Origin of the sequence: Micromonospora sp. CPCC 206061 (assembly GCF_036906915.1) — a bacterium.
Taxonomy (GTDB): Bacteria; Actinomycetota; Actinomycetes; order Mycobacteriales; family Micromonosporaceae; genus Phytohabitans.
Map to the genome: position 1 here is coordinate 272,401 of NZ_JBAKHX010000001.1, position 16,085 is coordinate 288,485.

A 16,085-nucleotide genomic window follows, 5' to 3' on the forward strand; every position below is an offset into this window, starting at 1 on the left:
GTGCTGTCCGTCATCATGCCCACGTACAACCAGGTCAAGTGCCTGGAGCTGACCCTCGGCTCACTCGCCCGCCAGACGGCCGGTCGAGACCAGTTCGAGGTGGTCGTGGTCGACGACGCGTCCACACAGGATGTGCGGGCGGTGGTCCGCCGCTTCGAGTCGCGGCTGCGGCTACGGTACGTGCGGCACGAGTCCAACCGGGGCAGGTCGGCCGCGCGGAACTTTGGTGTGGCCCAGTCCCGGGCCGACTGGCTGCTGCTGATGGACGCCGACTCCTACGCCGCTCCGGACCTCGTCGAGCGGCACCTGCGCCACCCCGGCGACACCCATCCGGCGGTCGTGTACGGCCGGCGCGTCGAGCCCAGCTGGGGCACCTTCTCAGCTTTGCTTCAAGCGGTGCCCGACGAGGCCGACCTCCTGCCGATGGAGGGTGACCACCGCGATCCGCCGCTGCGGGACGGCGACGCGGGCTTCGACGTATACCGGCGCACCGCGTGGATGTTCGGCTTCACACACAACCTCTCACTCCCCCGCGACCTGTACCTACGGGTCGGAGGATTCGACGAGGCGTTCGTCCAATGGGGATACGAGGACACCGACTTCACCTACCGGATCTACCGGCACTTCGGGCGCGACAACAGCCGCTTCCGCTACGACCCCGATGCCGTCTGCTACCACACGCCGCACTTCCGCGACTGGTACACCGAATGGGAGAACACCAAGCCTGTCCTGCCCTACCTGGTGCGCAAGTACCGGCACTACGACGTCGAGTTCTTCACCCATCCGTCCGGCGACCACCGCCGGGTCGCCCGGACCCTGCCGTTCTACGAGGACTGCCGGGAGTTCATCCGCGACCATCCGGCCCGGATCGCCGGCGACGCCGTCCGCAAGGCCATCGGCCTGCCAGACTCGGCGAGCAGCCTGTGGATCGGGTTCGACGTCGACTCGGCGGCGTCCGCCGGCCGGGCGACGAGCATCGACCACGCGCTGCCGTTCGGGCCCGACAACCCGCACCTGTTCGGTGTCCGCACGCCCTACCCGGACGGTTCCTTCGACTACGCCGTACACGTCGACCTGTGGCGCATGCTCACGCCGATCGACCTGTCCGCGCTGATCATCGACAGCCTCCGCGTGGCGGACACGGCGCTGCTTGTGCGGTCGAAAGGGCTCCGCCGGGATTCCGCCGACGGCATCGGGATGATCGACGACCTGGACTACTTCCTGTCCATCGTCGACCCGCGATACGACGCCTCGATCTCCTACGAAGACGACGAGATCGCCGTCGTCAGGCTGGGGCGGCGGTGACCGGCGGCCGGATCCGCGCCGTCGCCTTCGATCTCGACGGCACCCTCGTGGACCTCGAACGGTTCCACCACGAATCCCTGCTGCGGGCCGCGACAGAGGTCGGGGTCGAGCTCACCTGGGAGCGGGCGCGGCAGTGCATCCCGCATTTCATCGGCGGCCCCGACGCCGTGGTGGCGGCCGGCGTCGCTGCGCTGTCACCGGCCGAGGTCGCGCCTGCCGAGATACTCGCTGCGAAGCAGCGGTACTTCACGTCGGCGATCGGCGCCGTCGACCAGATCGTGCCGCGGACCGGGGTCGGTGAGATCCTGAACTGGCTGGCCAGCCGGGGCGTTCCGGTGGCTGTTGGCACCGTGACCGAGCGCGAGATCGCGCTGGGCATCCTGGGCCGGGCAGGGCTGCTGCCGCTGTTCGGGGAAAGCCGCGTGGTGACGTTGCGGGACGTGTCGCGGCTGAAGCCGGCACCCGACGTCTACCTGGAGACCGCGAGACGGCTCGACGTGCCGCCGGCGAACCAGTTGGTCTTCGAAGATTCGCTCACGGGCATGGCCGCCGCGCGGTCGGCCGGCAGCCCGTTCGTCGCGATGCCGACGGTGCGCGCCCCGGACTACCTGGCGTCGGTCGGTGCGGCCGGGGCGTTGGCGGTCTTTCCCGGCTGGTGCCACTCCGGCCTGCTGCCCTTGCTCGCACACCTGCTGGCCACACCGGGAGGTGTCTACTATGGATGAACGCGATCGCGGCCCGTTGACCGCCGCGCAACGACGCCTCTGGTTCCTCGACCGGCTCGACCCGGGCGACGCCGCCTACCACATCTCCCTCACGGTCCTGCTGCGCGGCGACATCGACACCGACCGGCTGATCCGCGCGTTCGACGCCGTCACCGCCCGTCATGAGAGCCTGCGGACCCGGTTCGTCGAGGCCGGCGGCGACCCGGTGCAGGAGGTGCTTCCCGCCCGGCCGACACCGGTCGAGCGGGCCGACCTGACGAGCGAGGCCGAGGCGCGGCGCGCCGTCGAGGAGCTGATCGCCCGCCCGTTCGACCTGGCCGCGGGGCACCTGCTCCGGGTCGGCCTGTACCGCCTCGGCCCGCGCGAGCACGTCCTGTGCACTGTCACGCACCACATCGTCGGTGACGGCTGGTCGATGAACCTGCTCTACGTCCAGCTCGCCGAGGCGTACCGGGGAATCGAGTCCGTCGAGGCCGGCCTGCGGTACCTCGACCATGCCCGCGCCCATCAGGGCACCGACGAGGCCGCGTTTGAATACTGGCGGGCGGCGCTGGCGGAGCCGCCCGTGCTGGAGTTGCCGCTCGACCGCCCCCGCCCGGCGGTGCGCACGTCGGCCGGTGTCTCGAAGACCCGGGTGTTCGACGGCGAGCTGTGGATGGCGGTGCGGCGCGTGGCCCAACAGCTGCGCTGCACCCCGTTCATGCTGCTGATGACGGTCTACCAGCTCACATTGGCGCAGGCCAGCGGGCAGGACGACATCCTCGTCGGCACCCCGGTCGCGGGACGCGACGACGTGGCGACCGAGTCGGTCTTCGGCTACTTCACCAAGATGGTGCTGCTGCGCGCCGACCTGTCCGGCGAGGTCACCTTCCGCGACCTGGTGCTGCGCACCCGGAAAAGCTGCATGAGCGCCTTCGCCCACCAGGAGATCCCGTTCGAGCGGCTCATCGCCGACCTGGACCTGCCGCGCGACCCGAGCCGTAACCCGCTGTTCCAGGCCGCCTTCACGCTCCACTCCACGATGGATGTGTCGGCGACCGGATTCCAGGGCTTCGAGGGTGTCGGAGTCGAGGAGTTCGGCGAAGGGGTGCGGCGCACCATCACCGACGTGGCGATGGACGTGTTCATCAGCTCGACCGTGATCGACACGTGGCACAACGAGGCCCGGATGGACGTCCAGCTCACGTGCAGCGCCGACCTGTTCGATCCGGCCACCGCCGGCGCGCTCGCCGACCGGTTCGCCGCCGTGCTGCACGCTGTCCTGGCCGATGTGGACACTCCGGTACGGGCGCTGCCGCTCGTCGACGAGACCGCCCATGCCGAGTTGCTACGGATCGGCACTGGGCCGGCCGTCCCCGACGGACCGCCGCTGCTGGCACGCATCGAGCGGGCGGTCACCAGTACACCTGACGCTGTCGCCGTGGTCTGCGGCACCGACCGGGTCAGCTATCGCGAGCTGTGGGCGCGCGCCGGCGAGCTGGCCGGCGCGCTGCGCGCCACCGGGGTCGCGCCCGGCCAGCTCGTGGGCGTAAGCGTGCCGCGCGGCCTCGGCCTGGTCGCCGCCCTGCTGGCGACGTGGCGGGCCGGCGCCGGCTACGTGCCCGTCGATCCGCGCCTGCCCGAGGGGCGCCGCGCCACGCTCGTCGAGCGGGCCGCCGTCGCCGCCGTTGTCACGGCGGACGGCGTCGAGCCTGGTGTAAAGGCGCCGGCGTCCGTGTCCGACCCCGCCTACGTGCTGTTCACGTCCGGCTCTACGGGTACCCCGAAACCGGTGCTGGTTGGCCGTGAAGCCCTCGACGACCGGGTCGCGTGGATGGTCGAGGCCTACCGGCTCACCACCGTGGATCGAGTAGTGCAGTTCGCCGAGCTCAGCTTCGACACCCACGCCGAGGAGATCTGGCCCACCCTCGCGAGCGGCGGCACGCTGGTGCTGCTGCCGGACGGGCCGCAGTCGCTGCCGGAGGTGTTGGCCGCCGACCCCGCCATCACAGTGCTCGACCTGCCGACCGCGTACTGGCAGGCGCTGCTGGATGTCGTGCCGGACTGGCCGGCCGCGCTGCGGCTGGTGATCCTGGGCGGCGAACAGGCCGACGCGGCCGCCGTCGCCCGCTGGCGAGCCCTGCACGGCGGCCGGATCCGGCTGACCAACACGTACGGGCCGACCGAGGCGACGATCATCGCCACCGCGGTCGACCTGGGCGCCGCCGACACCGGCCGGCGTCCGCCGATCGGGCGTCCGCTCGGCGGGGTCCGCGCCTACGTACTCGACCCGGCCGGGCGACTGGTGCCGCGCGGCGCGTCCGGTGAGCTGTGCCTGGCCGGTGCGGGGCTCGCCGACGGCTACCTGGGCATGCCCGACCTGACCGCCGAGCGGTTCCGCCCCGACCCGTACGGCGGCGGCCTGCTCTACCGCACCGGTGACCGGGTCCGGTGGCGCAAGGACGAGCCGACCCTGGAGTTCCTCGGCCGCCTCGACCGGCAGCTCAAGGTGCGGGGAGTGCGTATCGAGCCGGGTGAGGTCGAGGCCGTCCTGACCGGGCATCCTGACGTCGGCCAGGCGGCGGTCACCGCGTACGCGGACACCCTCGTCGCCTACGTGACCGGCACCGCCAGCGTCGACCAGGTGCGTGCCTACGCCGCCGACCGGCTGCCCGCTCTGCTGGTGCCGAGCGTCGTCGTGCCGCTGGCCGCGCTGCCGTTGACCCACCACGGGAAGGTCGACACCGCCGCGCTTCCCGCGCCAACGGTCACCGAGGAGGTCCGCACCGCCTACGTGGCGCCACGGACCGACGCGGAGGAGCTGGTCGCGGAGGTCTTCGCCGAGCTGCTCCAGGTCGCCAGGGTGGGCGCCAACGACGACTTCTTCGTCCTGGGTGGACATTCGCTGCTCGCCATCCGGGTCATCGCCCGGCTCCGGGCCGCCGTGAGCCTGGATCTGCCGGTCCGGCTGCTGTTCCAGTACCCGACCGTCGCCGGGTTCGCCCAGGCGGTCGAGACCGCGCTGATCGCCGAGATCGACCGGCTCACCGAAGACGAGGCAGCCGCACAGCTAGCCGCCGCTCAGGCGGAGGCACCGTGACGGCGGCACCGGACCAGTTGTCCGCGACGAAGCGGTCGCTGCTGGCCGCTCGGCTCAAGCGGACCGCTGCCCCGGTCGAGGCGATCGTGGCGCGGCCGGCGGGGACGCGCGTGCCGCTCTCGATGGCGCAGGAGCGGCTCTGGTTCATGGAGCAGTACGCGCCCGGCACGGCCGCGTACACGGTGCCGGTCGTGCTGCGGCTGCGCGGGACGCTGGACGCGGCGGCGCTCGGCGCCGCGTTGGACGCGGTCGCGGCCCGGCATGAGAGCCTGCGGATGCGCTTCGCCGCCACCGCCGACGGCCAGCCCGTGCTGGACATCGACGACGCGGTGTCGATCGGGCTCGACGTAGTGGAGGCGGAAGGCGCCAGCGTGGCGGCCCGTGAGGCGTGGGTGCGCGAGACGGTCCGGGCCCGGCTGGCCACACCGTTCGACCTGGCCCAGGGGCCGCTGCTGCGCGCCGCCCTGTTCGCCATCGGGCCGGACGACCATGTACTCGCGCTCACCGCCCACCACATCGTCTGCGACGGCTGGTCGGCCGACCTGCTCGTCGGCGAGGTGCTGGCGTTGCTGGCCGCCGACTCCCTGCCGCAACCGCCGCTACAGTACGGTGACTTCGCGGTATGGCAACGGGAACGCCAGCGGCAGCGGCTCGCCGACGGCACCCGGGACCGCGACGTCGCGTACTGGCGCGAGCGGCTCTCGGGCGTACCCCCTCTGGATCTGCCCACGGACCGGCCGCGCCCCGCGGAGCTGACGTTTCGCGGCGCGCCGGTCGGTGTGCGCTTGAACGCCGAGTCGACGGCGGCGCTCAAGCGCCTCGCGCTCGCGCACGGCGCCACCCTCTACATGGTGGTGCTCGCCGCGTACGCGGCGGTCCTGGCCCGGTACGCCCGGCAGGACGACTTCGCCGTCGGGTCGCCGCAGGCCGGGCGCACCCACGCGGAGCTGGAGCCGATGATCGGCATGTTCGTCAACATGCTGATCACGCGCGTCGACACGGGCGGCGACCCCACCTTCGGCGAGCTGGTCAGGCGCGTCCGGGACACCACATTGGACGGATACGCCCACCAGGAGCTGCCGTTCGAGGAGCTGGTCGCCGAGCTGGACGTGGCGCGCGACCTCGGCCGCTCCGCCATCTTCCAGGTGGCGCTGTCGATGCGCACCTACGCCAGCCGGGCCCCGGAGGCCCCTAGCACAGCTCCGAACGCCCCGCTGAGCGTGGAGCCGTTCGTCGTCGAGGCGGTGGCCACCCGCTTCGACCTGGAACTGGACATGTTGGACGGCGATGGGCTCGCCGGCGCGTTCATCTACAACCGCGACCTGTTCACCGGCGAGACGGTGCGGCGGATCGCCGACGCGTTCGTCGAGTTCGTGCGCGCCGTCGCGGACGATCCCGACCGGCCACTCAGCCGGCTGCTCACCGTCACCGGCCCGCCGTTCGCGTGGAACGACACCACCGCCGAGTTCCCCGGCGGTGTCACGCTGCACGAGCTGATCCAGGCCAGGGTCGCCGCCGCCCCGGACGCGCCCGCCGTCACCTTCGAGGGCGCCACGCTGACCTACGGCGAGCTGGCCGCGCGTGCCAACCAGGTCGCGCACCGGCTGCGCGAGCACGGCGCCGGGCCCGGGCGGCTCGTCGCGGTGTGCGCGCACCGGAGCCCGGACCTCGTCGTCGCCCTGCTCGGCGTGCTGATCTCGGGGGCGGCGTACCTGCCGCTGGATCCGGACCACCCGGCCGAGCGGCTCGGGTTCATGCTCGCCGACGCCGACGCGGTGGCCGTGCTGACCGCCGGATCAGCGCTGGAGGCGTTGCCGCCGACCGATCGTCCGGTGCTGGCCCTGGACGCCGCGGCCACCTGGGCGGGCGCCCCCACGGCCGCGCCCGAGCCGCTGGCCGGCCCCTGCCACCCCGCCTACGCCATCTACACCTCCGGTTCGACCGGCCAGCCCAAGGGGGTGGTCAACGGGCATCGCGGCGTCGTCAACCGGCTGCACTGGATGCAGCGCCGCTACGGCCTCACCGCTGCCGACACCGTGTTGCAGAAGACGCCGGTCGGCTTCGACGTGTCGGTCTGGGAGTTCTTCTGGCCGCTGCTCACCGGGGCGCGGATGGTGCTGGCCCGGCCGGACGGGCACAAGGACGCCGCCTACCTGCGCGACCTGATCGTGGCCGAGGGTGTCACCACCATCCACTTCGTACCGTCCATGCTGGGCATCTTCCTCAGCGAGGATGGGATCGAGCGGTGCGCCTCGCTGCGGCGGGTCATCTGTAGCGGCGAGGAACTCCCCGTCGACCTCGCCCTGCGCACCCTCGCCGCGCTGCCCGGCGCCGAGTTGCACAACCTCTACGGGCCGACCGAGGCCGCCATCGACGTGACCGCCTACCACTGCACGGTCGACGGCCTGACCGGCTCGGCCCGGGTGCCGATCGGCGGGCCGATCGACAACATGCGGGTGTACGTGCTGGACGAGCATGGCGAGCCGCTGCCGGTAGGCGTACCGGGCGAGCTGCATCTGGCCGGGGTGGGGCTGGCGCACGGATACCTCAACCGGCCGGAGCTGACCGCCGAGAAGTTCGTCACCGGTCTGGACGGGCAGCGCCTCTACCGCACCGGCGACCTGGCCCGGTGGCGGCCCGACGGCACGCTCGACTTCCTCGGCCGGATCGACGGGCAGGTGAAGCTGCGCGGCCTGCGGATCGAGCTGGGCGAGATCGAGGTGGCGCTGCGCGAGCATCCCAGCGTGCGCGAGGCGGCCGTGGTCGTGCGCGAGGACACGCCGGGCGACAAGCGGCTCGCGGCGTACCTCGTCGTGACCGCCCCGGTCGACTCCGCCGCCCTCCGGCTCGCCCTCAAGCGGCGGCTGCCCGACTACATGGTGCCGGCCGCCTTCGTCGAACTGCCCGAGCTGCCCCTGAGTCCGAGCGGCAAGCTCGACCGCCGGCGACTGCCGGCACCGCAGCGGGGCCGCGACGCCGGCACCCCGTACGAGGCGCCAGGCACGGCGACCGAGGTGATGGTCGCGGGTATCTGGGCCGAGGTGCTCGACGTACCACGGGTCGGCCTCGACGACGACTTCTTCGACCTCGGCGGGCATTCCCTGCTGGCCATCCAGGTCGTCGCGAAGCTGCGCCGCGCAGCCGGTGCGGGGCTGTCCATCATGGACCTGTTCAAGCACCGCACCGTGCGGGAGCTGGCTCATCTCATCGACGTGCCGCTCGACCAGCGCGCCCCGCGAGCGCTGCTGCACGAGCTGACCCGGCCAATGCTGAGCCCACCCGCGGCGGCGGAAGGCCGAAGCAACCCCGGAGGGCAGCGGGTGCGCAGTCTCGTCTGCGTGCCATACGGCGGCGGCAGCGCCGTGGTGTACCAGCCGCTGGCCGACGCACTGCCGGCCGGGCACCGGCTGTTCTCCGTCGCCATCCCCGGCCACGACATCGGCCTGGACGAGGCGGCGCTGCCCTTCGACACCCTCGCGGAACGCTGCACCACCGAGATCATGGAAAAGGTCGACGGCCCCATCGCGCTCTACGGCCACTGCGGCGTCGGCTCCGCGCTCATCGTCGAGATCGCCCGCCGGCTGGAGCAGCGCGGGCGCGAGCTCGACGCCGTCTACATCGGAGCGATCTTTCCGTTCGCCCGGCCGCGCAGCCGGGTCTGGAGCGCGCTGTCGCGGCTGACCCGGATGGAGTCGCTGCGCTCCGACAAGGTGTACACCAACTGGCTGACCTCGATGGGCGTCGACATGAGCGACATCGACCCCGGCCAGGCCCGCCAGATCATCCGCAACATGCGCCGTGACTCCGACAGCGCCGAGGCGTACTTCACGCAGCTGATGCACGGCGACAGCGGACGGCTCCGCGCGCCGATCATCACCGTGGCGGGCGAGCGCGACCCGGCGACCGAGTTCTACTCCGAGCGCTTCACCGAGTGGCACTTCCTGACCGACCGCACAGCCGTCGTCGTGCTCGACGAGGCCGGCCACTTCTACCTCAAGTGGCGCGCCGAGGAGCTCGCCGAGATAGTCACCACCGTTGACAAGGCAGTGGTGGCGGAGCGGCCCGCACGCGGTGAACAAGGGACGTGGTGGCTGCACGACACCTCCCGGTCGGACAGCCGGCCCGCCACCTCCGGGCCGCGGCCCAGCATGGGCCGGTTCCTGCTCGTCGCGCTCGCGCAGCTCATCTCCCTGCTCGGGTCGACCCTGACCGACGTGGCGCTGCCCCTGTGGGTGCTCAAGGAGACCGGGTCGCTGCTGAACTTCGCGCTGATCGCGGTCGCCGGGCTCGTGCCGGGCCTGCTGGTGCTGCCGTTCGCGGGCGCCATCGTCGACCGGCACAGCAGGCGCGCCGTCATGCTCTGCAGCGACGCCGGCGCGGGCGGCACGCAGCTGCTGCTCGGAGTTCTACTGTGGACCGGTTCGCTACAGACGTGGCACATCTATCCACTGATCGCGCTGCTGTCGGTGTCGTTGCAGTTCCAGCGGCTCGCGTACGCCTCAGCCGTCCCACAGCTGGTGCCCAAGCAGTACCTCGGCCACGCCAACGGCGTCGTGCAGATGGTTGGCGGCGTCGCCACCATCATGATGCCGCTACTGTCGGTAGCCCTCCTGGCGGTCATCGACCTGGGCGGCATCCTGGTCATCGACGTGCTCAGCTACGCCATCGCGATCACGATCGTGTTGCTGGTGCGGTTTCCGCGGACGCTGGCCTGGCGCTCGCGGGAGAGCCTGACCACCGAGATCCGCGAGGGCTTCCGGTTGTCGTGGGGACACCGCGGCTTCCGGTCCATGCTGCTGTTCTTCATGGGTCTCAACGTGTTCCTCTCGCCGCTGTTCCTGATGGTGACGCCGCTGGTGCTGGCGTTCGCGAGCATCGACCAGGTCGCCCAGGTCTCGGTCGCGGGCGGCATCGGGGCGTTCCTCGGCGGGCTGGCGATGAGCATCTGGGGCGGGCCGCGGCACCGGCGGCTGTACACGGTGCTCTGTTGCACGCTGGCACTGGCCGCCTTCTGCCTCGTCATCGGCCTGCGGCCGACCGTGTGGCTGATCGCGATCGGTGCCTTCGGCATGTCGATGTGGCTGGTGCTGCTCAACGGCGTTTACACGACGATCGTGCAGGTCAAGGTGCCGCAGCGGTTCCACGGTCGGGTGTTCGCCATCAACACCGTCATCGCCTGGTCCACGTTGCCTCTCGGCTGGACCCTGGTCGGGCCGGTCGGCTCCAGCCTCCTCGAACCGCTCATGGAGCCGGGCGGGCTGCTCGCCGGCACGGTCGGGCGGGTCATCGGGGTCGGCGACGGCCGCGGCATCGGCCTGCTCTACCTGGTGCTCGCGCTCGCAATCGCGGCCCTGGTCGTGGTGGCGATGCGGGTGCCACGCATCGCCAGGTTCGACGACGAGGTGCCCGACGCGCAGCCCGACGACCAGGCCGGGCTGGAGGCGCTACGCGCCAGGGGGTCCTTGTGAGCGCGACAACCGTGCCCCAACTGCTCGCCACCCGCGCCGAAGCCGAGCCGGCGCACGTCGCCGTCAGCCAGGGCGCCGGCACGCTCGACCTGGGGGCCTGGCAGGTCCGCACCCAGGCCATCGCCGCCGGGCTGCGGGCGGCCGGGGTACGCCCCGGCGACCGGGTCGGTTTGCTGTACGGGGCCCAGGACTGGATCGCGTACGTGTGCTCTTACACCGGGGTGCTCGCCGCCGGTGCGGTCGCGGTTCCACTGTCGACTCGCAGCGCCCCCGCCGAACTTGTGTACATGCTGGAGCACAGCGGTGCGGCCGCGCTGCTGCACGGACCGACCGCGCAGCCGCCCGAGGTGCCGGTGCGGCTGCGCTGGGACGCGTACGCCGTCGCGGAGCTGCCCGACGCGGAGCCGGTGCCCGGGCCAGGCCCGGGTGACGCGGCCCAGATCCTCTACACCTCCGGCACGACCGGGCGGCCCAAGGGCGTCAGCGCCGCGCACGCCAACCTGACCCACGGCTTCCGGCTCAACCCGCCGCTGCGACCGCTGGCCCACTCACGGCAGTTCCTGCACGCCTTCCCGATCGGCACCAACGCCGGCCAGACCATGCTGTTCAACGCGCTATACGCGCACGCCGGGATGCTGGTGACCGCCCGGTTCGGCCCGGACCACTTCGCCCGGCTGATCGAACGGCACGCGGTGGGCAGCGTTTTCGTGGTGCCCGCGATGGCGATCGAGCTGCTGCGGTCGGGCGCGCTTGCCCGCCACGACACGACGAGCGTGGCATTGCTCGGCTCGACCGCGGCCGCGCTGCCACCCTCCATAGCGGCCGGGCTCGCGACCGCGCTGCCCCGCGCCACGATCGTCAACTACTACACGTCGACCGAGGCCGCACCGACACAGTCCACAGTGGTCTTCGAGCCGGAGCGCCCGGCCGCGTTGGGCAAGGTCGTCGCCGGTGGCGCGCTGCGCGTGTACGACGAGACCGGCCGGCCCTGCCCCGCCGGGGTGACCGGCGAGGTGTGGATGCGCTGCGCGGGCACGGCACGGTTCTACCACGACGATCCGGCGGCCACCCGGCACGTGTTCCGCGACGGCTGGACCCGGATGGGCGACCTCGGCTACCTCGACGCCGACGGCTATCTCTACCTCGTCGACCGCGAGAGCGACGTCATCAAGAGCGGCGCGGACAAGGTGTCGACGGTCGCGGTCGAGGCGGCCCTGCACGAGCACCCCGAGATCGTCGAGGCCGCCGTGTTCGGCCTGCCCGATCCGGTGCTGGGCACGGCGCCCGCCGCCGCGCTCGTGGCCACCCGCCCGCTGAGCCTCGGCGAGGTGCGCCGGTTTCTCGCCACCCGGCTGGCCGGGCACGAGCAGCCCAGCCGGATCGTCCACGTCGACGAACTGCCGCGCAACGCGGGCGGCAAGGTCGTCAAACAACGGCTGCGCACGCTCTTCGACCGAGAGGCAGACTCATGACTGGCATCCCGATGAGCCTTGCCCAGCAGGGCATCTGGTTCACCGAACGGGCCGGCGGCGCCGGGGAGGCGTACACGCTGGCGGTGACGCTGACCTTGTCGAACGCGGTGGAGCCGGCGGTACTGGACGAGGCGTGGGTCGCGCTCACCCGGCGGCATCCGATGCTCAGCTCCACCGTGGTCGACGCGGACGGCGTACCGCTGCTGGCAGCCACGGACCCGTCGCCGGTCGACCACCGCGCGGTCAGTGCGGGCGCGCTCGCGGCCACCATCGCCGCCGAACTCGCCGCCGGCTTCGACCTCACCGCCGGCCCGCTCGCCCGCTGCGCGGCGCTGCGGGTCGACGACGGCCGCACGGTCGTGCTGGTCGTCGCCCACCACCTGGTCTTCGACGGCGGCGGCAAGGACGTGCTCGTCGCCGACCTGGCCAAGGCCATCGCCGGTCAAGCTCTCGGCGCCGGTTCGCCCGCCGCTCTGGCCGCATTGGTACAGGCACAGGCCGACCGCATCGCCGAAGCCCTCCCCGCGGCACGTGACTTCTGGTCCCAGCGCCCGGCACCGTCTGGCGAGGTCGTCCTTCCGGGACTGTCGGGTACGCCCACCGCGGCCGAGCCCGCTACGCAGCTTGGCATCGAGTGGGACGAGGAACTCGACGCCGCCCTGACCGCCGGGGCGGCGGCCCTCGGGGCGACCCGGTTCGAGCTGTTGCTCGCCGGCCTGCACGCCGTGCTCGCCCGCTACGGCAACACCGCCTCCTCGGTGGCCGTCGACCTGTCCACCCGACGCCCCGACACCGCCGGCGAGCTCGGCATGTGGGTCAACGAGCTGCCCGTCACCGTCGAGGTCGACCCGGAGGCGTCCTTCGCCGACCTGGTGCGCGCTGTGCGTGCCGAAGCGCGGGCCGTCTACGAACACCGTGAGGTGCCGCTCGGCCGCGCCCTGCCCGGCCTGCCACCCCGCCCGGCCCTGGCTCCCGTCTCCATCAGCTACCGGCGGCTGAGCACCGGGTCATCCACTGTGGACTGGTTGCTCGCCCCGGCGGCGGTCCGCAGCGCTCTGCACCTGCATCTGGTCGACGCGCTCGACGGCCTCACCGGTCGGGTCCACGTACCGGCGCGGCTGCTGCCCGCCGCCGACGCTGAGCGGATCGCCGGGCACCTGCGCGTCCTGCTCGCCGCGGCGCTGGCCGAGCCCGGCCGTCCGGTCGGCGACCTTGACCTGCTCGTCCCGGCGGAGCTGGCGCTGTTCGACCAGCTGAACGCCACCGCGCGCCCACGCCCTGCCACCACCGTGCTCGACCTGATCGAAGCCGCGGCACGGTCCACTCCGGACGCGGTGGCGGTGGTCGGCAACAGTGGCGCGCTCACGTACCGGGAGCTGGTCGCCGCCGCGCACCGTATCGGCCACGGGCTGCGCCGGCGCGGCGTCGCCTCCGGCGACGTGGTGGGTCTTTGCGCCCAGCGGGGCGTCGAACTCGTCGCCGGCGTGCTCGGCGTCCTCGCCGCCGGGGCCGCCTACCTGCCCCTGGATCCGACCTATCCGGTGGGCCGGCTGGAGTTCATCGCCACCGACGCCGGCATCAAGCTGATCCTGGGGCACGCCTCGGCCGCTCCTGCCGGGTTGCCCGCCGACCTGCTCCCGCTCGACGGCTTGGCCGCTTTCGCCGACGAGTCCGAGACCGAGCCGGTCGTTTCCGACCCGGACGGGCTGGCCTACGTCATCTACACCTCCGGCTCGACCGGCCGCCCCAAGGGCGTCGAGATCGGCCACGCCGCGCTGGTCAACCTCATCGCCGCGATGGGTGAGCTGATCGGCGCCGACCCCGCTGACCGGTGGCTCAACCTGACCACGCTCTCGTTCGACATCAGCGGCCTCGAACTCTTCGCGCCGCTCACCACCGGTGGCCGGGTCGTGATGGCCACCGACGCGGCCGTCCGCGAAGGCACAACCCTGGGCCGCCTCATCGGCGAAGCCGGGGTCACCCACGTGCAGGCCACCCCGTCCAGCTGGCAGATGCTGCTCGACGCGGGCTGGACCGGCGCGCCGATCACCGCTCTCACCGGCGGCGAGGCGCTGCCGCTTCCGGTCGCCCGGCGGCTGCGCCCGCTCGTCGGCCGTCTGGTCAACGTGTACGGGCCGACGGAGACGACCATCTGGTCCACCGCGGCCTTCGTGCCGATCGCCCCCACTCGAATCGCCATCGGTCGCCCGCTCGCCAACACAACGCTGCACGTGCTGGACGCCCGGCTGCGGGAGGTGCCGGTGGGCGTGCCGGGCGAGCTGTGCATCGGCGGCGCCGGGCTTGCCCGGGCCTACCGAGGGCGGCCGGAGCTCACCGCCGAGCGGTTCGTGACCGGCCCGGCTGGGCAGCGGCTCTACCGCACCGGTGACCAGGTGTGCCTCGGCGCGGACGGGCAGGTGGAGTTCCTCGGCCGGGCCGACAACCAGGTCAAGCTGCGCGGGCACCGCATCGAGCTGGGCGAGATCGAGCAGGCGCTGCTCGGCGCGCCCGGGGTCGCCCAGACCGCGGTGGCGGTCCGGGACTCGGAACTCGTCGCCTACCTGGTCGGGGCGGGCGAACTGCCGCCGATCCGGGCGCACGTCGCCGAGAACCTGCCCCGGTACATGATCCCGATGCACTATGTCTGGCTGGACCGGCTGCCCCAGACGCTCAACGGCAAGCTGGACCGCGCCGCCCTGCCCGCCCCCGACCGCACCGAGGCCGCGCCGCCGGCGGCCGCCTCGGACCTCACGCAGATCGTGACCGGCATCTGGTGCGAAGTGCTCCGGGTCGACGAGATCGCACCGGACGACACCCTCTTCGACCTGGGCGGACACTCGTTGACGATCATGCAGATCACCGCCCGGATCCGGAAGGTCCTCGGCGTCGAGGTGCCGTTCGACGTCTTCTTCGACACCCCGACGATCGACGGGGTCGTCAATGCCATCGACGAGTTGCGACAGGAGCAGCCCGCGTGACTGACCTTGATCTCCATCGGGAGCTCGCCACTCTGGTCGCCGAGGCCAGCGACGGCCAGATCAGCGTCGCGGAGGCTCTGGCCGAGTCCGAGTCGCTAGGGCTGCTCGGCCTCACGTCGATGGGCTACGTGCGGCTGATCCAGGCCGTCGAGCGCAAGTGGGGCGTCGCCATAGAGGCAGACGACGATCTTTCCACTTTGGACACCGTGCCCGCCCTGGCCAAGTACCTCCACTCGACCGGCGCCCTCCCCGGTACGAACGCTTCACGTTGACAGGGGTCTGACACCGGCGCGGATGGCCCTCGGCGAGGCATGCAGGACCTGCCTGCACGCCTTGTTGAAGGCCTGCAGGTCGCGGATGCCGACGCTCGCGGCGACGGCGGCGATGGGCAGCGTCGAGGCGCGCAGCAGGTGCTCGGCCCGCGCGAGGCGCCGAGCCCGGATGTAACCGACCACGGTGCTGCCCATCTCCGCGCGGAACAGCCGCGTCAGGTGGTTGTGCGAGATGCCCGCCGCCCGCGCTATCGCCGGCACCGCGAGCGGTCCGGCCAGATTCGACTCGATGTACGCGACGGCGGTGCCGATCGCGGCGTGCGTGCGCCTGTCCTCAGCAGACTCGGCGAGGTGGGCGACGCGCCAGAGCGCAGCCCAGATCTGCGCCACCGCCTGCGTCGGGGTGCGCGCGGAGACGTCGATGGCGTTTCGCATGAGGTCGGACAGCACCGGCGCCTGCGTGCCGGCGTCCTGCATGACCGGGACCTCGATGGCCGGCCCGTGCGGAGCCAGGCGCAGATGCGCGTAGAGGTGCTCGGACCGGCCCTGGTACAGGTAGCGCACCACCACTCCCGGCGGGACGAGGCTGACATGCCCGGGCCGGATCGCGTGGGCGACGCCATCGACGAGGATGTCGGCGTGGTAGCGGTACAGGTGCATCTGCCACAGGTCGCGCAGCTGAAACACGTCTTGCCGGCTGGTGGTGCCGTGCACGCCCACACCCACGTTGACCACGTCGGGCGGTGCGTCGAGGTGGACGGCGACCAGGTGCCTACCCATGATGAA

The 16,085-nt window shown here is 72.2% G+C and carries 8 protein-coding genes; 7 read left to right on the forward strand and 1 reads right to left on the reverse strand.

Annotated features, from left to right (window positions below; genetic code table 11):
• The 7 genes from V6V89_RS01255 to V6V89_RS01285 are packed head-to-tail and all read left to right on the forward strand — an operon-like array spanning position 1 to position 15,299.
• Positions 1–1,305: a glycosyltransferase family 2 protein gene (locus tag V6V89_RS01255; RefSeq protein WP_334616983.1), complete on the forward strand. Its 1,305-nt coding sequence runs from the start codon at positions 1–3 to the stop codon at positions 1,303–1,305.
• Positions 1,302–2,030 carry an HAD family hydrolase gene (locus V6V89_RS01260; RefSeq protein ID WP_334616984.1) on the forward strand — a complete coding sequence of 243 codons (729 nt, stop codon included), beginning with the start codon at positions 1,302–1,304 and terminating at the stop codon, positions 2,028–2,030. Before V6V89_RS01255 ends, V6V89_RS01260 begins: the two co-directional genes overlap by 4 nt.
• A complete protein-coding gene (locus V6V89_RS01265) occupies positions 2,023–5,109 on the forward strand; it encodes a condensation domain-containing protein (RefSeq protein ID WP_334616986.1) in 3,087 nt (1,028 codons plus the stop codon). The genes V6V89_RS01260 and V6V89_RS01265 overlap by 8 nt, the downstream gene beginning before the upstream one ends.
• A complete protein-coding gene (locus V6V89_RS01270) occupies positions 5,106–10,577 on the forward strand; it encodes a non-ribosomal peptide synthetase/MFS transporter (protein WP_334616989.1) in 5,472 nt (1,823 codons plus the stop codon). Before V6V89_RS01265 ends, V6V89_RS01270 begins: the two co-directional genes overlap by 4 nt.
• Positions 10,574–12,049, forward strand: coding sequence for a class I adenylate-forming enzyme family protein (locus V6V89_RS01275; protein WP_334616991.1), 1,476 nt, complete (start codon positions 10,574–10,576; stop codon positions 12,047–12,049). The genes V6V89_RS01270 and V6V89_RS01275 overlap by 4 nt, the downstream gene beginning before the upstream one ends.
• Positions 12,046–15,027: a non-ribosomal peptide synthetase gene (locus V6V89_RS01280; RefSeq protein ID WP_334616993.1), complete on the forward strand. Its 2,982-nt coding sequence runs from the start codon at positions 12,046–12,048 to the stop codon at positions 15,025–15,027. The genes V6V89_RS01275 and V6V89_RS01280 overlap by 4 nt, the downstream gene beginning before the upstream one ends.
• Positions 15,024–15,299: an acyl carrier protein gene (locus tag V6V89_RS01285; protein WP_334616994.1), complete on the forward strand. Its 276-nt coding sequence runs from the start codon at positions 15,024–15,026 to the stop codon at positions 15,297–15,299. Before V6V89_RS01280 ends, V6V89_RS01285 begins: the two co-directional genes overlap by 4 nt.
• Here V6V89_RS01285 and V6V89_RS01290 read toward each other — a convergent pair.
• Positions 15,291–16,079: an AraC family transcriptional regulator gene (locus V6V89_RS01290; protein ID WP_334616995.1), complete on the reverse strand. Its 789-nt coding sequence runs from the start codon at positions 16,077–16,079 to the stop codon at positions 15,291–15,293. The two genes, V6V89_RS01285 and V6V89_RS01290, sit on opposite strands and share 9 nt — an antisense overlap.
• Between the last annotated feature and the right edge of the window lie 6 nt (positions 16,080–16,085).